At 48.4% G+C, this 18840-nt stretch carries 24 protein-coding genes, 1 pseudogene and 1 riboswitch; of the genes and pseudogenes, 12 read left to right on the top strand and 13 right to left on the bottom strand.

Annotation, left to right across the window (positions count from 1 at the left end; all coding sequences use genetic code 11):
- Together uvrC and trxA are read right to left on the bottom strand one after the other, a co-directional pair.
- A partial coding sequence (gene uvrC, locus TX85_RS21270) for an excinuclease ABC subunit UvrC (RefSeq protein ID WP_044482157.1) occupies positions 1–1879 on the bottom strand: 1879 nt, incomplete at its 3' end.
- A 142-nt stretch (positions 1880–2021) separates the two neighbouring features.
- Complete coding sequence (trxA, locus tag TX85_RS21275) at positions 2022–2339, bottom strand: thioredoxin (RefSeq protein ID WP_044481884.1); 318 nt, start codon at positions 2337–2339, stop codon at positions 2022–2024.
- Between the two features lie 193 nt (positions 2340–2532).
- Between trxA and TX85_RS26585 the strand changes: the two genes are divergently transcribed.
- Entirely contained in the window at positions 2533–2688 is a 156-nt protein-coding gene (locus TX85_RS26585) for a YqzM family protein (RefSeq protein ID WP_101781207.1), read from the top strand.
- An 86-nt stretch (positions 2689–2774) separates the two neighbouring features.
- Here the strand turns inward: TX85_RS26585 and dnaI are convergent, their stop codons facing one another.
- From dnaI to TX85_RS26340, 3 genes are all read right to left on the bottom strand, one after another.
- Positions 2775–3737, bottom strand: a complete 963-nt coding sequence (gene dnaI, locus TX85_RS21280; protein WP_044481885.1) for a primosomal protein DnaI — start codon at positions 3735–3737, stop codon at positions 2775–2777.
- 43 nt (positions 3738–3780) lie between these two features.
- A complete protein-coding gene (locus TX85_RS21285; RefSeq protein WP_044481886.1) occupies positions 3781–5310 on the bottom strand; it encodes a DnaD domain protein in 1530 nt (509 codons plus the stop codon).
- A 159-nt stretch (positions 5311–5469) separates the two neighbouring features.
- Entirely contained in the window at positions 5470–5640 is a 171-nt protein-coding gene (locus TX85_RS26340; protein WP_101781215.1) for an anti-repressor SinI family protein, read from the bottom strand.
- A 36-nt stretch (positions 5641–5676) separates the two neighbouring features.
- Positions 5677–5759, bottom strand: a riboswitch (cyclic di-GMP riboswitch).
- 368 nt (positions 5760–6127) lie between these two features.
- Here TX85_RS26340 and TX85_RS21290 point away from each other — a divergent pair.
- The 4 genes from TX85_RS21290 to TX85_RS21305 all read left to right on the top strand — a co-directional run bounded on the left by TX85_RS21290 (position 6128) and on the right by TX85_RS21305 (position 8784).
- Positions 6128–7069, top strand: a complete 942-nt coding sequence (locus tag TX85_RS21290) for a hypothetical protein (protein WP_044481887.1) — start codon at positions 6128–6130, stop codon at positions 7067–7069.
- Complete coding sequence (sipW, locus tag TX85_RS21295) at positions 7059–7631, top strand: signal peptidase I SipW (RefSeq protein ID WP_044481888.1); 573 nt, start codon at positions 7059–7061, stop codon at positions 7629–7631. The genes TX85_RS21290 and sipW overlap by 11 nt, the downstream gene beginning before the upstream one ends.
- Positions 7632–7708: 77 nt before the next feature.
- Positions 7709–8305 (top strand): TasA family protein, encoded by a 597-nt coding sequence (locus tag TX85_RS21300; protein ID WP_044481889.1) that lies wholly within the window; start codon positions 7709–7711, stop codon positions 8303–8305.
- Positions 8306–8451: 146 nt separating this feature from the next.
- On the top strand, positions 8452–8784 hold the full coding sequence (locus TX85_RS21305; RefSeq protein WP_044481890.1) for a helix-turn-helix domain-containing protein: 333 nt from the start codon (positions 8452–8454) through the stop codon (positions 8782–8784).
- A gap of 35 nt (positions 8785–8819) precedes the next feature.
- Here TX85_RS21305 and TX85_RS21310 read toward each other — a convergent pair whose 3' ends face one another.
- Positions 8820–9113, bottom strand: coding sequence for a YuiB family protein (locus TX85_RS21310; RefSeq protein WP_044481891.1), 294 nt, complete (start codon positions 9111–9113; stop codon positions 8820–8822).
- A gap of 189 nt (positions 9114–9302) precedes the next feature.
- Here TX85_RS21310 and hemQ point away from each other — a divergent pair, with 189 nt between their 5' ends.
- Positions 9303–10049, top strand: a complete 747-nt coding sequence (hemQ, locus tag TX85_RS21315) for a hydrogen peroxide-dependent heme synthase (protein WP_044481892.1) — start codon at positions 9303–9305, stop codon at positions 10047–10049.
- A 107-nt stretch (positions 10050–10156) separates the two neighbouring features.
- On the opposite strand, the gene TX85_RS21320 is transcribed toward hemQ, so the two are convergent.
- Together TX85_RS21320 and TX85_RS21325 are read right to left on the bottom strand one after the other, a co-directional pair.
- A complete protein-coding gene (locus TX85_RS21320; RefSeq protein ID WP_044481893.1) occupies positions 10157–10408 on the bottom strand; it encodes a hypothetical protein in 252 nt (83 codons plus the stop codon).
- Complete coding sequence (locus tag TX85_RS21325) at positions 10409–11602, bottom strand: NAD(P)/FAD-dependent oxidoreductase (RefSeq protein ID WP_044481894.1); 1194 nt, start codon at positions 11600–11602, stop codon at positions 10409–10411.
- A gap of 405 nt (positions 11603–12007) precedes the next feature.
- On the opposite strand from TX85_RS21325, the gene TX85_RS21330 reads away from it, so the two are divergent.
- Positions 12008–13006 (top strand): NAD(P)/FAD-dependent oxidoreductase, encoded by a 999-nt coding sequence (locus TX85_RS21330; protein ID WP_044481895.1) that lies wholly within the window; start codon positions 12008–12010, stop codon positions 13004–13006.
- Positions 13007–13078: 72 nt separating this feature from the next.
- Positions 13079–13327: a hypothetical protein gene (locus TX85_RS21335; RefSeq protein WP_044481896.1), complete on the top strand. Its 249-nt coding sequence runs from the start codon at positions 13079–13081 to the stop codon at positions 13325–13327.
- 35 nt (positions 13328–13362) lie between these two features.
- Here TX85_RS21335 and sda read toward each other — a convergent pair whose 3' ends face one another.
- Both sda and TX85_RS21345 read right to left on the bottom strand, forming a co-directional pair.
- A complete protein-coding gene (gene sda / locus TX85_RS21340) occupies positions 13363–13503 on the bottom strand; it encodes a sporulation histidine kinase inhibitor Sda (protein WP_101781208.1) in 141 nt (46 codons plus the stop codon).
- 261 nt (positions 13504–13764) lie between these two features.
- Positions 13765–14430, bottom strand: coding sequence for a YheC/YheD family protein (locus TX85_RS21345; RefSeq protein ID WP_044481897.1), 666 nt, complete (start codon positions 14428–14430; stop codon positions 13765–13767).
- A 161-nt stretch (positions 14431–14591) separates the two neighbouring features.
- On the opposite strand from TX85_RS21345, the gene TX85_RS21350 reads away from it, so the two are divergent.
- On the top strand, positions 14592–14810 hold the full coding sequence (locus tag TX85_RS21350; protein WP_044481898.1) for a hypothetical protein: 219 nt from the start codon (positions 14592–14594) through the stop codon (positions 14808–14810).
- Between the two features lie 34 nt (positions 14811–14844).
- The gene (locus tag TX85_RS21355) at positions 14845–16044 is read left to right on the top strand and encodes an AI-2E family transporter (RefSeq protein WP_044481899.1); all 1200 of its coding nucleotides are present in this window, start codon (positions 14845–14847) and stop codon (positions 16042–16044) included.
- Between the two features lie 194 nt (positions 16045–16238).
- Here the strand turns inward: TX85_RS21355 and TX85_RS26345 are convergent, their stop codons facing one another.
- From TX85_RS26345 to TX85_RS21365, 3 genes and pseudogenes are all read right to left on the bottom strand, one after another.
- On the bottom strand, positions 16239–16454 hold the full coding sequence (locus TX85_RS26345; protein ID WP_044481900.1) for a type II toxin-antitoxin system HicB family antitoxin: 216 nt from the start codon (positions 16452–16454) through the stop codon (positions 16239–16241).
- A pseudogene (locus TX85_RS26060) lies at positions 16420–16667 on the bottom strand (type II toxin-antitoxin system HicA family toxin). The gene TX85_RS26345 and the pseudogene TX85_RS26060 overlap by 35 nt, the downstream one beginning before the upstream one ends.
- A gap of 167 nt (positions 16668–16834) precedes the next feature.
- Positions 16835–17191: a HesB/IscA family protein gene (locus tag TX85_RS21365; RefSeq protein ID WP_044481901.1), complete on the bottom strand. Its 357-nt coding sequence runs from the start codon at positions 17189–17191 to the stop codon at positions 16835–16837.
- Positions 17192–17353: 162 nt separating this feature from the next.
- Here TX85_RS21365 and mqnE point away from each other — a divergent pair, with 162 nt between their 5' ends.
- Positions 17354–18460, top strand: coding sequence for an aminofutalosine synthase MqnE (gene mqnE / locus TX85_RS21370; protein ID WP_044481902.1), 1107 nt, complete (start codon positions 17354–17356; stop codon positions 18458–18460).
- Between the two features lie 76 nt (positions 18461–18536).
- Complete coding sequence (locus TX85_RS21375) at positions 18537–18782, top strand: NifU family protein (RefSeq protein ID WP_044481903.1); 246 nt, start codon at positions 18537–18539, stop codon at positions 18780–18782.
- Positions 18783–18840 lie beyond the last annotated feature (58 nt).

Consider the following 18840-nt stretch of genomic DNA (forward strand, 5'->3'; position numbering starts at 1 on the left):
CATCTCGGAGGGCATTTATAATTTCATTCGCTAGCTTGTCACCAATGGAAAGGGGCCGGAAGTCTTCGACTGAGGCCTCTTTTATTTTTTTGAGGGAGCCGAAATGCTTCAAGAGCAGCTTCCGCCGCTTCTCACCGATCCCCGGAATGGAATCCAGCTTGGAGACTACCATGGATTTCCCTCGCAATTCTCGGTGGAACGAGATCGCATAACGGTGAACCTCATCCTGAATCCGCTGCAGCAGATAAAACTCCTGGCTGTCTCTTGGAAGGGAAACCGGCTGGGGAGGATCTCCCACCATCAACTGGGCTGTCCGGTGCTTGGCATCCTTGACAAGTCCGCCTACCGGAATGAACAAGCCCAGTTCATTCTCCAGCACATCTATCGCTGCCGAAATCTGTCCTTTGCCTCCATCGACGACAATCATATCGGGACGAGGCAGATTTTCCTTCAGCACCCTTTCATACCGGCGCCGGATCACCTCGCGCATCGTCTCATAGTCATCCGGACCTTGTACCGTTCGAACCTTGTATTTCCGATACTCCTTCTTCGCGGGCTTGCCATCAATAAAGACAACCATAGCCGATACCGGGTTGGCTCCCTGAATATTGGAATTATCGAATGCCTCAATCCGTGAAAGACGTCCCAGACCGATGGCCGCGCCAAGATTCTGGGCAGCGCCGCTGGTCCGCACCTCATCCCGCTCAATCAGGCGGAATTTCTCTTCCAGAGCTACCCGCGCATTGTCCTCGGCCATCTTCACCATTTGGCGCTTCAACCCCCGCTGCGGGAGCAAGGTCTTGACACCGAGCCACTCGTTCAATGCATTCGCTCCGCTTACCGCACCCAGCGTCTCCGGCGCTTCTTCATTCACAGCATTAGCCTCGGTCTGCAGGCTCTCCGCAGACTCCTGAGACTCGGCTGCCCCATCCGTCACATTGGATTCATCAGCTGCGCCGGGAAGCAGAATCTCCTTCGGCAAGGCCGGATTATCACTGTAATATTGTGTGACGAACGACAGGAAGTCGCTATACGGCTCGCCGAAGAACGGAAATACAGAGGCATGACGCTCGATCATTTTCCCCTGGCGCATATAGAGAATTTGCACGCACATCCAGCCCTTGTCCACCGCATAGCCGAATACATCCCGATCCTTGGCGTCTGCGGTAGTAATCTTCTGCTTCTCCATCAGGGCATCAATATTCATAATCTGGTCCCGAAGCTCCTTGGCCCGCTCAAAGTTCAGTTCCTCCGCGGCCTCGTGCATCTTCCGCTGGAGCTCCTTCTTGATCTCCTCATGCCCGCCGCTGAGAAATGAGCTGATCTCCTGAATCATCTGATCGTAGACCTCATTTCCGACCTCCTTCTCACAAGGGGCCAGGCATTGGCCGATATGATAATACAGGCAGACCTCCTTAGGCATCACATTGCACTTGCGCAGCGGATACATGCGGTCAAGCAGCTTTTTGGTCTGCTGGGCCGCATAGGCATTGGGGTAAGGCCCAAAATATTTGGCCTTGTCCTTCAGCACCCGGCGTGTAACCTCCAGCCGCGGATGGCGTTCATTCGTAATTTTAATATAAGGAAATGTCTTGTCGTCCTTAAGCAAGACATTGTATTTAGGATGATGGGTCTTGATTAAATTGCATTCTAGAATAAGGGCTTCCATATTGCTGCCGGTGACAATATATTCAAAATCCCGAATATCCGATACCAGCCGCTGTGTTTTTCCGTCATGGCTGCCGGTAAAATAAGATCTTACCCGGTTCTTCAGAATCTTGGCTTTTCCGACATAAATAATGGTTCCATCCCGGTTCTTCATCAGGTAACAACCTGGAAGATCAGGAAGCAATGCGAGCTTATGGCGGATTCCCTCCATCGCCTTCTCCTTTTCCCGCTCCTCCTCCAGATGTGGGTTCAAGCAGACAACCTCCTTTCAAGGCAAACGATTCCCCGACTTACGCAAAAACGCCCCCGGGACAAGCCGGAGGCGGTAGACCAAGCCCGATCGAGACTCAATCTTATTGATGCTTAGCGATCAGATTCTTGAGCGAATCCTTGGAGTTCAAACCGACGATCTTGTCGACCGGCTGTCCGTCCTTGAACAGGATCAGAGTCGGGATGCTCATCACACCAAAGCGGGATGCAGATTCCGGATTCTCGTCCACATTCAACTTAGCAATCTTTACGGAGTCCCCCAGATCACCGGACAAATCCTCAAGAATTGGAGCAATCATTTTGCAAGGGCCGCACCATGGAGCCCAAAAGTCAACCAGGACTGTGCCTTGGCTTTCTACTTCATTATTAAAAGTTTGGTCAGATACATTAACAATTGCCATCGGTAATTACCCTCCTTATCAACGCGTGTTGACCATTATACCACATTTATTCCACAAATGAAAAACTCCAATCGGAAAGCCTTCTTTACAAAGTTCTTCATGGGTGGTTATACTATTATTAACCTAAATTCGGTTTGTCAATGATTTATTATATTGACAAAAGCGAATTTGATCATCTAGGAGGTCTGCCGCAATGGATGCCAATCCTCATGTTAATGATCCCAGAGAGCATATCAACGAAGAACCGCGCAATGACTTTTTTGACTTGATGAACGGCTTCTTCGGCATGTTCACCTTCATGGCCGTCATCTTCTTCGGCATGGTCATCATCAAGTTCATTGCCGGATAACCCTGTGACTGTCTCTACACTGAGCAGGCTGCCCCTTTAGGAACGGACTTATCGGTTCCTAAAGGGGCAGCCTGCTCCCTTTTCACCTATAATTGCTGTCTCTTACCGCGCTTGTTCGTGCCATTGACCGAGACCACTTCCACAAACGGGGCAATCCGATCCATCAGCCGCTGCCCTTTGTGAGCTTCCTCCCCATCTTTGCTGGTGAAGCTCAGATGCTTCTCCAATGCATCCAGGGAATAATTTGAGGTATAAAAGGTAGGCTTGCGGTTCATCCGGTAGTTCAGAATCGAGCCCATCACATGATCCCGAACCCAAGGGCTCAGATTCTCTGCTCCGATATCATCAAAGATAAGCAAGTCCGCCTGCTTCATCATTTCGGTCGTATCCTTAAGCTTCTGGCTATCCTGAAGCATCGACTTGAGATCCTCCACAAACTCAGGCATATAGACGATCACACCGGAGTAGCCCTCTTTGGCCAACTCATGCAGCAGATAGCACATCAGGAAGGTCTTCCCTGTACCAAAATGCCCCTCCAGATACAATCCTCTCGGTTGAAGCCCGGAGGCCTTTGTCTCATTAATATATCTGAACACCTGGCTCACGGCCGGTACTCTAGCCCCGTCCTTGGACAAAATTTCAACCTCGTCATATCCTTGCTGCAAAGCACGCTCATCAATGTAAAAGCTATGAATCCGTTTCTTCACGCTGGATTCATGCTCAAATTGCAATTGCTTCTGGCAAGGAATCTGGCGGTCGACCACCTGCGGCCCAAGACCATGGTCCTCCACTGTAATCTTGGTATAATGCCCTTGAAAATCATTGGGACACTGCTCCAGTCCCGGACAGTTCATACAGTGACGGCTATCGTTAATATAGTGATACAACTTCGCCATATCCCGGATCAGCTGCTCCTTCTGCAATTCCGGATGGCGCTCGCGCAATTCGCGAACCAGCGGTTCATTCATAAGCCTGGCCGTCAGTTCCTCCGTTCTGCGTCTAAGCTGCGGGCTTTGCAATTGAGTTATCAACTCTCCCAGCGACTCCATCTATGATCACCACCTCTCTAACGGAGAACGGCATCCGTTCCCGTTACCTCTTCTTATGGGCCTTCATCTGCTCGGCCATTTTTAACAGCTCCGCATACTCTTCCTCCGATACGCTTTGCGGAGACTCGCCGGTTTGTTCCACGATCGGAATTTCAGGCTTTGCTTTGGCGTTTCTGGAAGCATAGCTTCGCGAATGATTGTCCCGAGACTTATCCTGCTGCGTCGAGAGCTTGTCCTTCAGACTTGCCTGATCCCGAATATATTGCACAGCCTTCTCATAGCTGTCGATTTGCTTCATCAGCATATTTGAGGCGATAGCATCAATAAAGTTGCGGTTAATCCGCTGCTCCTTCCCGGAGGTAAGCAGGGTCATCAAATAGTGGATCAGAACGTTAATGACTTCATCCGGCAGCTTGTAGTTCAGATCGATTTTCTCAAATATATCGAGCAGATTATCCGGCACCGAGCCCGGAAAGAACGTCTTTAGCAGCCGCGTGTAAGGCTCGTTCCTCAGCATCATGTTATATTGATGTGCATCGCATTTGGATTGGAACTGCTGCGGCACCTCGACATAAAATTCCATCTGCACCGCAATCTCTTCCGGATGACCCGCCGGCGTCTGACCGGCTTCACTCTCCGCATGGACAGCCGCAGCCTTCGCGTAAGCAATCTCCCTGCCTTCCTTCCGGCGCTTGCCTAGGCGGAAATGAAGATTAGCCTTGTGCTGAAGCTCGTCCAGGATCAGCCCGCCTGCTGGATCGAAGACGTCATCCTCATCCAGGAGCCGACACACATCCTGCACGTTCAACTCATATTTGCGGGCCACGTAGTTGAGAATCCCCATCCCTTCCGGATCAAAGCGAAGTTTCTCGACAAAGGCCCGATTTATCGAATCCCGGGGGTAGCGGATAATAATATCGGCGTAGTTAATCTTGCCTTCCTCGTCCAGGCCGGCCTTCAAGGCAGGCTGTCTGGCAATCGCCGTCTCTGCGATAGCCTGCTCCAGTTCATGATCGATCGAATGAGCATTCAGTTCAAAAATCTCATAAAAAGGCAGTGAAATATTTTCCTTATTATAGGTAAGTCCATACATATCCCCCGGCTCGACACAGAAAAAGCGTTCCTGCAAGGACAACACCGCAAACTTTCCAATCCTGTCCCTCAACAGAAGCGTCAAATGCTGGGTCCGGAAAAATTCCCCTGGCGATAAAGGAGCCTGCAGCTCATATTCGTACAAATAATCATCACTGTCCGGAATATACAGACGACTGGTCTGCATAAGTCCGACCGCCTCCAGCTTGGAAGCTTGCTGCACCAGCACACTTCTTCCCCGTTCTCCGGGCTCCAAGCCAAGGGTCAAGAACAAGTTTCTCTGCTGCTCAATGGCCGAATAGCCGATTTGATCAATCGGAACCTGTTCCGCCAGCAACCGGTAAAGAGCCACAGCTACAGCGCCAATCATCGGCTGATAGATGAGGCTCAGCATTTTATCATCCACAGGACTAAGAGAGAAGTCGCGGTATACGCAATATCTGTGGTTTTCGGTAAAATGCAGCATGTTGTTGATGCGCACGGCTTAATCTCTCCCTCTCCTCATCGTTCCTTCAAGACCTTCTCTATTCTATCATAAAACGGTTCGAACCGAATCGTATGCTTCTATTTTTATATGCAAAAAAAGAACGGAGCCAAACCAGTCCGCGGCAGCCCCGTTATATTCATTGAGTTAGAGTTATCAAGCAAGATTGCGTATAGCCGCCTCTCCCGCGCTCGCATGCCTTAAAAACTGTCGCACCTCCTCTACGGAGAGCCCGGCATCCCTTGCCATCAAGAGCAGATGGATCCATTCTAGTTCACTTTCCTCCAGCACATTTCTATCCATACTCATCCGGGCAGACTTCTCCAACATAATCTCCTCCTAAAAGATGATTATTCATGTCCACCAGGCAGTCCAGCCATCCTGAGAAGCTTCCCGGATCTGAGACTTTGCGCCCCTGCCTTTCGGCAGGTTTACCTTTTACTGGTTCTTATCCATCCGCTTATGTAAGACCCTCTTGGCAATAACCACATTATAAAGACTGCCAATCAAAAAGTATGTCACAGCATGAACGTTGTCTGATTAAAAAGACTCTGTTTTTTTCGTCGATCATGTCGCATTTAGGATGCAGTTGTCTATTTCAAGACAAACACATGTTAAAGCGAACAATCAGGAGAAATATTCAGTATACTCGGGAAAATGAAAGATATCTGGCTATTTAATATGTATTTCTGTCTGATACAGCTCAAATCCAGGGTTTTCAATCCTTCCTAAATTCGTTATATTGAACTCGCAAGTCGTTCTTTATTAAGAACGATACAAAGAACAATAGACTTTGTAGAAAGAAGGGCCTCTTTTGCGAAGAAGCAGAAGTGTCAGAATCCAGAAAAAAAGAAAGCTGAAGCGTCAAAAGACGATGAGCGCTATCCTTCAATCCAGTCTGCTGATCTCTTCTCTTCTTGCCTACTCCACCAAACAAATAGGCACCACCTACGGAGAATTCAACAGCACTCAGGCTACGGAGGGGTATTTCCAGACCTGCCGCGTCTTCCCCGGCAAAATTGAAGAGTTGCTCTCAAGTGTAACCGGTCATCTTGAACTAGCGGCTGTACATAAAGCAAGGATTGCTCCGGTCACCGTCACATGGCAGGTCTACGGAAATTCATCCGCCGCTTATGAATCGGAGCCGACACCTCCTTCAGTGACGGATAGCGTATATGGTGAAGGATCCGGTGACTCTTCTCCGTCTGTAACCGACGATGTCTACGCAGGCGGCGGAGAAGATTACACGGACAGTTGGGAGTTGCAGATCTCAAAGCTTACGAGCCAGCTTCAAGCGCTTCAACTGCAATTCGATGCCAATCAATTAGCCATGAACCTCATCACCAGCGAGGTCACGGAAGGAGGTCGGCAGCTGCAGGAACTGCTCTTGATTTTGGAGGAGCTTCATTCCAATTGCGTCGAGATTGCCAATATCGGGCTGCTGGATGAACTCTCCCGGGTAAGCAGACAAGAGCTGTTATCTTTATCCATGCAGCAGCAGATCGACGCAGCGGTTTTCTATTTACGGAGAGTATCACAATCCGGTCTTCTGGCGGAAGCTGACCCATCCAACCAAATGAGTCCCATTGCCTTTATGAAGCCGGAAGCCCTTGGAGAGCCCTTAAACCGAACGGCCTTCCAACAATATATAGAGCTGCAGGCTTCCATAGAAGAAGCGATGTCCGGATTGAAGCATTCGATTTCGTACTGGAGTCAGGACTCAGGGGATATAGAGGTGAAAAGCGATGAAGCTTAGACGCGTGATCAGCCATACATTTACTTTCATGATGGTCGTGCTATTTATTGCGGTGTTCGGTTCCTTCATCACATCGAAGATATCGGGAGGAGAACCCGGATTTTATGGTTACCAGGTGAAGAGCGTACTATCCGGTTCGATGGAGCCTGGCATTAAGACCGGATCCATTATTGCCATCAAGCCCTTTAGCGATACAACCTCGTTTCAGGAGGGGGATGTCATTACCTTCCGAGAGAGTGAAAATCGGCTGATTACTCACCGGGTCATAGAGGTCGTAAAGAATGAGCTTACGGGTCAAGTCATGTATCGGACTAAAGGCGATAACAACGACGCCCCGGATCTGAATCCAGTTCTCTCCGCGAATGTGATCGGGAAGTATACCGGATTTACCCTCCCGTACGCCGGTTATGCAGCTAGCTTCGCAGGCAGCAAGATGGGGAACGTGACCCTGTTGATTGTGCCTGGAATTCTATTAGTGCTATACGCCATATCCACGCTTTGGAGAGCTATTTCATCTCTGGAGGAAGCCGGCAAGCAGCCGAAGGAGACTCTTTCCGAGTAAGCAGCCAAGGTTGTATTCCTTATGCAACCCATAAGGATTCAATAAATATATATTCTATTTTAGGGAGGATTTTAGGAATGGGAATCAAAAAGACATTAGGATTCGGCGTAGCCGCTGCAGCACTCGGTTTGTCACTGATCGGAGGAGGAACTTTTGCTTACTTTAGCGATTCCGTGCAAACTACTGGCACGTTTGCTGCAGGAACGCTGGATCTGGATGCAAGTCCAACCGCAATCATTGATGTCTCGAACCTGAAACCTGGCGACGGAGCTACCAGAACCTTCAAGCTGCTGAACAAAGGCACACTGGATATCAGCAAAGTGAAGCTGGTTACAACTTACGACGTGGTCAACCAAGCAGGCGCTCCTGCAAATACGGATGACTTCGGCAAGCACATTCTCGTCAAGTTCTTGACGAACGTAGACAAGACTGATGAAGTGATTTACCAAACAACACTTTATGATCTTCAGCAAAAGACTCCGGATGCCGTTGAGAACAGCTTCTACCTCCCATTCGTTGACGAGCGTGCCGGACTTAAAGCAGGCGACTCCGATAATCTGATCGTCAGATTCGAATTCGTGGACAACGGTGAAGACCAGAACCAATTCCAAGGGGATGCCCTGAGCTTGAAATGGACGTTCAATGCTGTACAAGGAAATGGCTCCGAAAAATAATCCATTGCGCTAATTTAAGCGCAATATAAATAGTGAACACCTCATTTTCTGCAACGAAATGAGGTGTTCACTTCTATTTCAGCTTTGTCCGCCATCTTTCTTTTGATATAATAACTCCAAAGACGCAAACAAAGGACGAAGATGACATGGCTGAACTGATCGGAAAGCGCATACAAAAAATCCGCCAGGAGCTCGGATTATCCTTATCCGAATTGGCGGCTAAAGCGGATGTCGCCAAATCCTATTTGAGCAATGTTGAGCGAAACATCCAGATCAATCCTTCTATTTCATTTATCGAGAAAATATCTCATGCTCTGAACGTCTCCGTCGGGGTGCTCCTGTATGGAGACCAGCCAGATCAGTTGCTCGACCCCGAATGGTCTTCGCTGCTTCATGAAGCCATGTCCTCCGGAGTCAGCAAGCAGGAGTTCAAGGAATTTCTTGAATACCAAAAATGGAAGCGGGATCAGAAGAATTGATCCACGCCTCTCTTCTATAATTTGCGGGCAGCTTCCTAGAACATTTTGTAGCCGCCCTGACGCAGCTTCTGAATTGTCCAGCCACTCAGAATCGCACCGGCCAGTCCCGCAAGCGCTGTCAAATAATCCACGATCCGAAAAGATGCCAGATAGGCCCCGAACCCTTTTTCATGATCCCACAGCGTGTATACCACGATCGGCAGGATCACAATAACGAATATGTATGCGGGAAACCAGGTTGTCTTCATAAGCATATTGAGAATAAAACCGATGCCGAACATCATGACAAAGAACAATACCATCAGCACCAAAACGATGAGCCATCCCATACGCTACCCTCACCCTCTGTATTCTTTACTATAATTATTATCACATGAACATGAGCTAGAAGATAGTTTACTAGAAAAAATATTGCAAATCAATGAACTTTCCAAGTTTAACCCCCAATTCTGTTTGCTCCTTTGATAAACATTGAGATACAATAAAGGAAGCGTTTGTATCCAAGGAGTGATTAGTTAATGAATGAAGCAGCTTTAACTTTGGAAGGCTGGTATGCTCTTCATGATTTTCGGTCTATAGATTGGTCAGCCTGGAAGGCAGCGGACGATGAAGAACGCGCCGGAGCTTTGGAGGATTTGCACCAGTTTTTGCAAGAGTGGACCGATATCGAGCTCAGCAAAAAGGGTAGTACCGCCGTGTACTCCATCGTAGGGCAAAAGGCAGATATCCTGTTCATGCACCTGCGGGAGACGCTTGAAGAATTGAATGCGCTGGAGAATGCCTTCAACAAGACGACATTTGCCCAGTATACAACGAAGGCTTATTCCTACGTAAGCATCGTGGAGCTTAGCAATTATCTGGCTTCCGGCGATGGAGATCCCAAGGACAATCCGGAAATCCGTGCCAGACTTGAGCCGATTCTTCCGAAGTCGAACCATATTTGCTTCTACCCGATGAACAAGAAGCGCGATCTGAATGACAACTGGTACATGCTGTCCATTGAGGAGCGCCGGGGAATGATGCGCAGCCACGGCATGATCGGCCGGAGCTACGCCGGTAAGGTGAAACAGATCATTACCGGGTCTGTCGGACTGGATGATTGGGAATGGGGCGTCACCTTGTTCGCTGATGATGCGCTCCAGTTCAAGAAGCTGGTCTATGAAATGCGGTTTGATGAAGTAAGCGCCCGCTTCGGCGAATTCGGCTCGTTCTATGTCGGCAATCTGCTGAACGAACCCTTGCTGGAGCAAATGCTTAAGCTCTAAACCGGTAAGACGAACGAAAAAAAGTTGGACGAAAGCCTTGCGGTTTCGTCCAACTTTTCATTTTGGGGTCTTTCTTAGAAAGCCACCCGATTATGCTTGTCAAGAACTCATTCCTCTTCTTCCTGAAGCTTTCTTAGCGATTCCAGAAACTCCTCCGTTGCCCGGTCGCGGTCTCTGCTCTTCTCCTTCAGCCGTTCTATGGCCGGCATAATCAGCAGATCCACTTCCTTCTGCACGATATAGGACAGGTCGTATTGCTTCTGTCCTTCCAGATAAGAGCCTACTTCCATCAATGCGTTGTATCTGTCCAATTCCTCACGCGTCAGCAGACCTCTTACCTGAACGCTGCAGTGACGCATTTAGAAAAATCTCCCTTTCCGGAGTACAAGAGGAATCCCGCCAATGGTTAACAAATAACGCAGGTCGACGACCTTCTTCAATTGGGCGGCTACCCAGCCTGTATATTTCTTGCCGAAGGCCGAAGCGATGGCTTCTCCCTTCCCGAGCGAAGCCACAGTTCCTTTATGGCTGAAGATGAATTTCTTCAGTTCCTTGCCGCGAATGGCAGCTACCACGTTCTGGGCGCAGACCACACCTTGCTGCATGGCGATCTGGGCCGTTGGCGGATATGGCCGGCCTTCCGGATTGAACATCAGGGAATTATCACCGATGATGAATACCCGTTCATGCCCCGGGGCACGCAGATACTCATCCACCTTCACACGGCCGCGCGCGGTCTCAAAGCCTGCCGCCTCAACAAGACGGTTGCCGCGGATCCCCCCGGTCCATACCACTGTCGCGGATTTGATCTCTTCTCCAGTGGCAAGCACGACACCGCTTGGCGTACATTCCTTGATCGCTGTGCCAATCTTGAACTGGACACCCTTCTTGCGCAGCACCTCCATCGCATATTCCACCAGGTCAGGATCAAAGCCCGGCAATACGGTTGGAGCCGCTTCGATATTGTAAACATTCACCATATTCGGATCCACGTCATATTCCTTGCACAGCTTAGGAATCCGGTCAGCAAGCTCGGCTACAAATTCTACGCCGCTGAAGCCCGCTCCTCCGACAACAAAGTTAAGCCGGTCTGTACGGCTCTCATCAGCCTTGAACATTGCAAATTGATATTCGATATGCTGCCGAATCATGCGCACAGAGTTAATACTGCGGATCGTCATCGCATAGTCAGACAATCCTGGAATCCCGAAGGACTCCGGTTCACCGCCGAGCGCGATAATCAGATAGTCGTAAGATAACGTCCCATCCTGGAGAACAACCTTTTTATCGGAAAGCCGGATCTCCTGAACATTGGATTTCACGAGATCGATTTTAAATTCATCAATCAGCCTGGAGATTGAAACACGCGAATGATCAATCGAATCGGTCCCCGCTGCCGGCATATGCAAATGGGTCGTGAAGTAGTGGTAATCATGGCGGTTAACCAGAGTTACATCCGCCTCATTGTAGTTCAACTCTTTCTGCAGTCGCTGGGCCGTTAAAATCCCGCCATAGCCCGCTCCGAGGATGACGATTTTCGGTATGGTGCTCATTTGGTTGTTCTCCTTCCAGGTGTATCTCTATATTTGATAGTGTGTCCTGCTGTCATGATTCAATGTGAAAATAGCCACATATAATAGTAGTTTTCTAAAAAATATGGGAAGTCTTGCGACATTGATCACAGTCATTGTAAGGCTTCGAGCAGCCTTTTTCAAAACCAGGGGCCAAAGTTTTAATAAATGTACTCATTTCGTCACATATAAATGTGCATACATTTGAATGATATCGACTTTTCTACAAAAGATCAAGTCTTATTTTACGCGTATTCCCGCGTTTTTTCACGGGTATGCTAAGAACAAATGTGCAAATGAGCTCATACTTGCAATCAAGGTTGTGACAGATATAATAAAGTAGAAATGACATTATAAGCTTTCTTGAAAATTTCTGGAGGTGTTTGCATGAGTTCCCAAGCAAGCGGCGAGTTTTCCGACCTGCTTATTATCGGCGGCGGGCCGGCGGGCATGTTCGCTGCATTCTATGGCGGAATGCGTAAAGCATCTGTCAAACTGATCGAAAGTATGCCTCAGCTGGGAGGGCAAGTCGCAGCTCTCTATCCTGAGAAATATATTTACGATATTGCCGGTTTCCCCAAGATCACCGGCCAAGAACTGATCAACAACTTGAACGAGCAGATCAAGCTGTTCAACCCGGATATACGTCTTGAAGAAAAGGTGCTTCATATCGAGAAGAAAGAAGAGCGTCACTTCGTGGTCACGACGGACAAGGATGTCCATCATGCCCGTGCCCTGATCATTACGGCCGGAGTCGGAGCCTTCGAACCGCGTCGTCTTGAAGTCGAAGGGGCCGCACAATACGAAAAGAGCAATCTTCATTATTTTGTCAGCGATTTAAGCAAGTTTCAAGGACGCCGTGTGCTGATCAGCGGCGGCGGCGATTCCGCAGTCGATTGGGCGTTAATGCTTGAGCCGATTGCTGAACAGGTCACCTTGGTGCATCGCCGCGATAAATTCCGCGCCCATGAACACAGCGTGGAGAAGCTGCTTGCATCCAGCGTTCAGGTCATCACACCAACCGAGATTGCCGTACTTCACGGGGAGGACCGGATTGAGCGCGTTACGCTGGCTCACTGCAAGACCGGAGAAACCCAGGAGCTTGAGGTGGATGATGTTATCGTGACCTTTGGATTCGTATCTTCGTTGGGTCCGATTGCTGAATGGGGACTGAACATTGAGTCCAATGCCATCGTTGTCGATTCGCGCATGGAGAGCTCCATTCCGGGCATCTTCGCAGCTGGGGATATTACTACCTATCCCGGCAAGCTTGACCTGATTGCTGTCGGCTTCGGCGAAGCTCCTACAGCTGTGAATAACGCAAAGGTATATATTGATCCCGAAGCCAAGCTGTCACCTGGACATAGCAGTAATATGAAGATCTGATTACATGAGTAGACACAAAAAGGGGTATCTTAACTTTACGCAGGAAAACATGCTGTAAAGGAGAGATACCCCTTGTCTTATATCTGCCCGTTATGCAACGGACTTGCCTCATTCACGGCCACATGTCCGGATTGCGGACATGTGCTGGAGGATGCGGGAATGAAAAGCGATTATATCGGCCCCTACAGTCCATATGGATCTGCAGATCAATACACCGCAGTCTATTCGCTCCAAATCAGCCCGGGCTGCGAACATGTCGTGGTCTGTCCACACTGCCATGAAGGTTATATCTATCATGTAAACGCTTGGAAAGCGCCTTAATCATTAGCTTGTCCATCAAATAACGATCTGTATCCTTAGTGCAACACGGTAGGATCGCTAATCAGATTACGTCTATGGATCTCTGCCAACAGCAGTGCTATGAATTCCCGTTCCAAATCAAGCTGGGTTGCCATTTGGTAGGACTCGAGCAGCATCTCATCTGTTAACATCGCCATCACTAACACTTCCTTTCTATATTTTTCCTAATCATATCAAGAATCCCTTTCCAGAACAAGCGTTCTGTTATCCACATAAGTCTGTGGAAATCCTGTGAATAAGCTGTGAGTAAACCTCTGCAGTTATTGTAAAATAAGCTGGGATAATGTGGATAAAAGTTATTCACAGGATTTGACCACAGGAAAATCCGCAAAAAATTTTTTTCAAAGATTCATATTTTCTATATAACCTGTCAAAAAAAGGTTCAAACGCCGGGATACTTATTGGGGACGCGTATTCACTTCAAAAATCCAAATCTTGCCCCCCGTATCCACACCATAGTCAAAACCCAACTGCTCAATTCCCGGAAAAGCGTTCTCCATAATGGAGATGCATGTATTGGTCAAGTTCCGCATCTCCCTTCTTTTTTTCGTGCTCACTTTTTTATTGCGGAAAGACAAAGCAAGGCCCTCCCGCGCTGTCATCATCGTCCCTCCCTTGCACAGGTTCGTGACGAACAAGCCGGGTCTGGCGAGTCTTCCTACCATGGATCTATATCCCCATTTGCCGTTTTCCTTTACGACCTTGACCCTGTAATCAATGGGACGACCCCCGATCCGAGCCAGGACTATGCCTTGCTGGATCATATACTTCCTCTTCGTCCGCGCCTTTTCGAGCGCTGTGAACATGGCTTCAAAGCTGCCAAACACCCTTGTCTTGGACATGTACGTGAAAGCATAGCGCCCATTTTTCCAGGCGACTCGGATGACGCCATAGCCTCCCCCGCCCCGGAGTGGCTTGATCACGACCATGCCATGCTGATGCACCATGCTTTTCAGTGTATCGGCACTGTAAATTTGGGTATGTGGTATGTGGGGGGCCACGTCAGCGTTGCTGAGGAGCGCTTCCGTTTTGAGCCATTTGTCAGCCAGTTGTCTTCCTGCCATGACACCATCCCCTTTCCGTTATAAGTTATTCATACTCATTCTCCCATGCGGTTTCTTGGATGATTGTCCACGGCTCGCGCCTTTTTTGACTGTAACCGAAGTTGCATATTGGACGTATAAACATATATTATTGTCCTAACAAACCTTGGAGAGAGAGGGGGATGGCCTTGGAAAAGGAAGGGGCAATTATCGAAGTATTGTACTGGTTCGGAATGGTCGCCATGTCATTGATGCTTGCAGCCATTACAGTGCTGCTGTTCATCACGGGGATCAAGTTCACCAGGAGCAATCGTAAGGGACTCGGAGTCGGCAGTATTATTTTTTCGCTGGTGGCAGCCGTAATGGTGATTCTGATGATAAACCGACAATTTTTAACCTAAATAGATTGATCATTGGATACAGGGGGCAATTTTTATGGAGAGTACATCTACCTGGGGCGGGCGATTCAAGAAGTTTTTTCTAAACAACCGATTCGTTCTCTTCCTGCTGATTCTACTGCTCATTGGCCTGAACATTATGGTACTGGGCAAAATCTCATACATATTCACACCGATCGCCGTGCTGCTCAAGACCGTGATGCTGCCGATCTTGCTCACTGGCGCTATCTTTTATCTGCTGAATCCTCTGGTGGATTGGCTCGAACAGAAGGGGATCGGACGAGTCTATACAATCGTAGCCTTGTATCTTCTGATTGCGGGATTAATTACGATCGTCGTTATCTCGATCGTTCCCGTCGTTCGGGATCAGATTACGGATCTGATCTCCAATTTTCCGCGTTACAGCTATCAGGTGCAATTGGAGTTTGAAGCCCTGATCGGAAGCGACTTCTTTCATCAGATGCAGGAATCGACAGGCTTTAGCCCGACCAAGATTGCCGAATCGATCTCCAGTCAGGCCACTACATTAATAGACGGTGCCTGGTCCGGTATTGGCGGATTCCTTGGCGCCTTGAAGGATATTGTACTGGCCGTGATCACCGTGCCGTTCATCCTGTTCTACCTGCTGAAGGACGGCAAGAAGCTCCCTTCGTTCATCCTCCGCTTCGTACCTGTACGCCTTAGAGGACAGACCAAGCATGTCATGACGGAAATGAACGGCCAGATCAGCTCGTATATTCGCGGACAGATCATTGTCAGCTTCTGTATCGGCGTACTGCTCTACATCGGCTTTCTGATTATCGGGCTCGATTACTCGCTCGTACTGGCCATCATTGCCTCCTTTACGAGCATTGTGCCTTATCTCGGACCGGCAATTGCCATTACGCCTGCCCTGATCATTGCGATTGTAACTTCACCATTCATGCTGCTGAAGCTGATCATCGTTTGGACGGTCGTGCAGCTCGTGGAGGGCAAGTTCATTTCTCCGCAAATCATGGGTAAAACCCTCCGGATCCACCCGATTACCATCATTTTTGTCATCCTGACCGCCGGTAATCTGTTCGGAATTGTAGGGATCATCCTCGCTGTGCCTGGTTATGCCGTGTTAAAGGTCATTGCCGGTCATTTGTTCAAATGGTTCGAGCTGCGTTCTCATTTGTATGAGAGCGGGGAGGAACCATCGGAAGGAGATTCCAGCGAGGTTGAGGTTACTGTGACTGTGAAGGAAGAGGAATAGCTGCAACATCTCGTCCAACCACTTGTTTCATTTATCAATTGAAACAAGTGGTTATTTACTGGAAATCGAACCTCAAGAAAAAAGCTTTACCCGAGTACTCTTTAGATCGCTCGGGTAAAGGCTGCTTTTAAACATTCGTTTTCAAGAAGGAAGACCATACTATTATTAAATCCGCTTTTCATTTGGAACTGCAGTCAACGCGTTTTTTTGCGCATGTTTACGCCAAGATACTCTTTCAACGCATCCTGCAGAATGTGCGAATAATTAACCTTGTTCTCGTCCTTCGCCATATACAAAGCTTCTTCATCAGTGTCGCCGCAAGTAATTGCACCAGGTAAGTCTGGAAATTCTATAGAAATACCATCGTCTGCATAATCAAAAACTGCGGGATATACATATCGGTCTTTCATATTTATGACCTCCTTTGGAGGAACTATTTTGCCCTGCCTGTTTGAGTATACTTAAAATTGTTTTTTGCGGTAAATCTTTGTTTGGGTGAGGGATTGTCACCTTACCAGGCTTGGTGGGATGTTTAAACTGATAATGATCGCCTGTTGCTCTTACAAGTACCATCCAGCAGCTTCGATTAGTTTTACTAATTCCCTCGAAGAATAACCCCTCATGTCCCCACCATCCTTCTCCCTTCATCATAACACGTATATTAGCACGTATCAGTGGATATTGACATAGAAAACGACCTCTAAAACGTATGATCTACGCATTAGAAGTCGTAATCAATAGCTTATAAATGTGCCTTGAAAGTTATTAACGTACGCTACTGAATAATGCTCTAATCACAAACTTCCGGACGGCCTTCCTCATTCCGCATTTTAAATGACTGGCCGCAACCGCAGGAAGCGATGGCATTCGGATTATTGATGGTGAAACCGCCGGACATGCCATGCTCTTCGAAGTCGATTTCAAGACCATTCAAATACCGCATGCTCTCCTTGGCAATCACAACCTTGATTCCCTGCACGTCAAGATAGACGTCTTCCTCGCTTTCCTCGTCATCCAGGCCCATGCTATATGAAAAGCCGCTGCATCCTCCCGGATTGACTCCCAGCCTCAGGAACATATCAGGCGTCTCCTCCTCGGCGATCATATCCTTGATTCGCCCCGCAGCGCTGTCAGAAATAACAATCATCGTTACCCCTCCTTTATACTCAAAGTATACTCCACATGTCGTCCGCTCTCAAGCGGATGTGATTTTTATTGCAGCAAATTCCATATATCTCCTTTACACTTGTTGTCCCTTTTTCCACAGAGGTTTATAATGAAATAGGTTATGAGAAATGGAGGTTTTATCATGATTACTACGGTAACACCGGGTATCGACCATAAAATGGCCGAGATTATAGAAAAGGTAAGACGTGGAGAGCGCTTAACATTAGAAGACGGCGTTTATTTGTATGAAAGCGATGATTTGTTAACTATCGGTCAGCTGGCCAATGAGGTCAATTTGCGCAAGAATGGCAAGAAGGTCTATTTTATTGAAAATATGAGCCTGTATTTCACCAATGTCTGTGAATCGCACTGCGCCTTCTGCAGCTTCCGCAAGGACCAGGGCGAGGACGGCTCCTATACCTTGTCCGGCGAAGAGATGGTCTCGTATGTGAAACAGCACATCACACCGGGCGTGCGCGAATTCCATATTGTCGGCGGGCATAATCAGCATGTTCCCTTCCAATACTATGTGGATTCCTTGAAGGCTCTGAATGAGAACTTCCCGGAGGTCACTTTGAAGGCTTACACAGCGGCAGAGATTGAATTCTTCACCCGCTTGAGCGGGCTTAGCACAAAGGAAGTACTATTGGAGCTGCAAAAAGCCGGGCTAAAATCCCTGACCGGGGGCGGTGCGGAAATTCTATCCGACCAGTATCGCCAAAAAATGAAGGTCGAAAAGGCCAACGTCGACCAATATCTGGATGTGCACCGTACCGCTCACCAGCTTGGCATGAAGACCCATACCACCATGCTGTACGGCTCCATCGAATCGCATGAGGATCGGATTCGTCATATGCTGCAAATCCGCGAGCTGCAGGATGAGACCGGCGGATTTATGGTATTCATCCCGCTATCGATGCAGCCTCGCAACAAAAATGCCGGCATTATGCGGCGCAACTCGGCTTACGAGGATCTCAAGACGATTGCGATCAGCCGATTGATGCTTGATAATATCCAGCATATCAAAGCCTATTTTATCAACATTGGTGTTCAACTGACTCAAGTGGCCCTGACATTCGGTGCTTCCGACGTCCACGGCACGATCGTGCGTGAGCAGATCAGCCATGCGGCAGGAGCTTTAACCCCTGACGGCTTGACGCGCAAGGAGTTGATCTGGCTGGTCAAGGGCGCAGGCCGGATTCCGGTTGAACGGGATACCTTCTATAATGAAGTCGAGGTTTACGAGTAAATCCTGCCTGCCGGGGATAAGGATTTAAATTTAAAGTGTTTTGTACTATAATGAATTGAGAAAGGAGTTGAGAATGATGAGTGAACATGTACAGGATAAATTGTATGATGAGGTACTTGAGGTACTGGATAAGCTTCGTCCGTTCCTGCAACGTGACGGCGGTGACGTTGAATTGGTTGACGTTGAGGACGGCATTGTTAAGCTGAGACTGATGGGTGCTTGCGGCAGCTGCCCAAGTTCCACCATTACCCTGAAGGCAGGGATTGAACGTGCTCTCTTTGAAGAAGTGGACGGCGTTCAAGAGGTCGTACAAGTATTTTAATATACGAGAAGAGGCTGGCCATTCGGTCAGCCTCTTCCTCTATCTTCAATGCTTATCC

Source organism: Paenibacillus antibioticophila (genome assembly GCF_000455265.1).
GTDB classification, from domain to species: domain Bacteria; phylum Bacillota; class Bacilli; order Paenibacillales; family Paenibacillaceae; genus Fontibacillus; species Fontibacillus antibioticophila.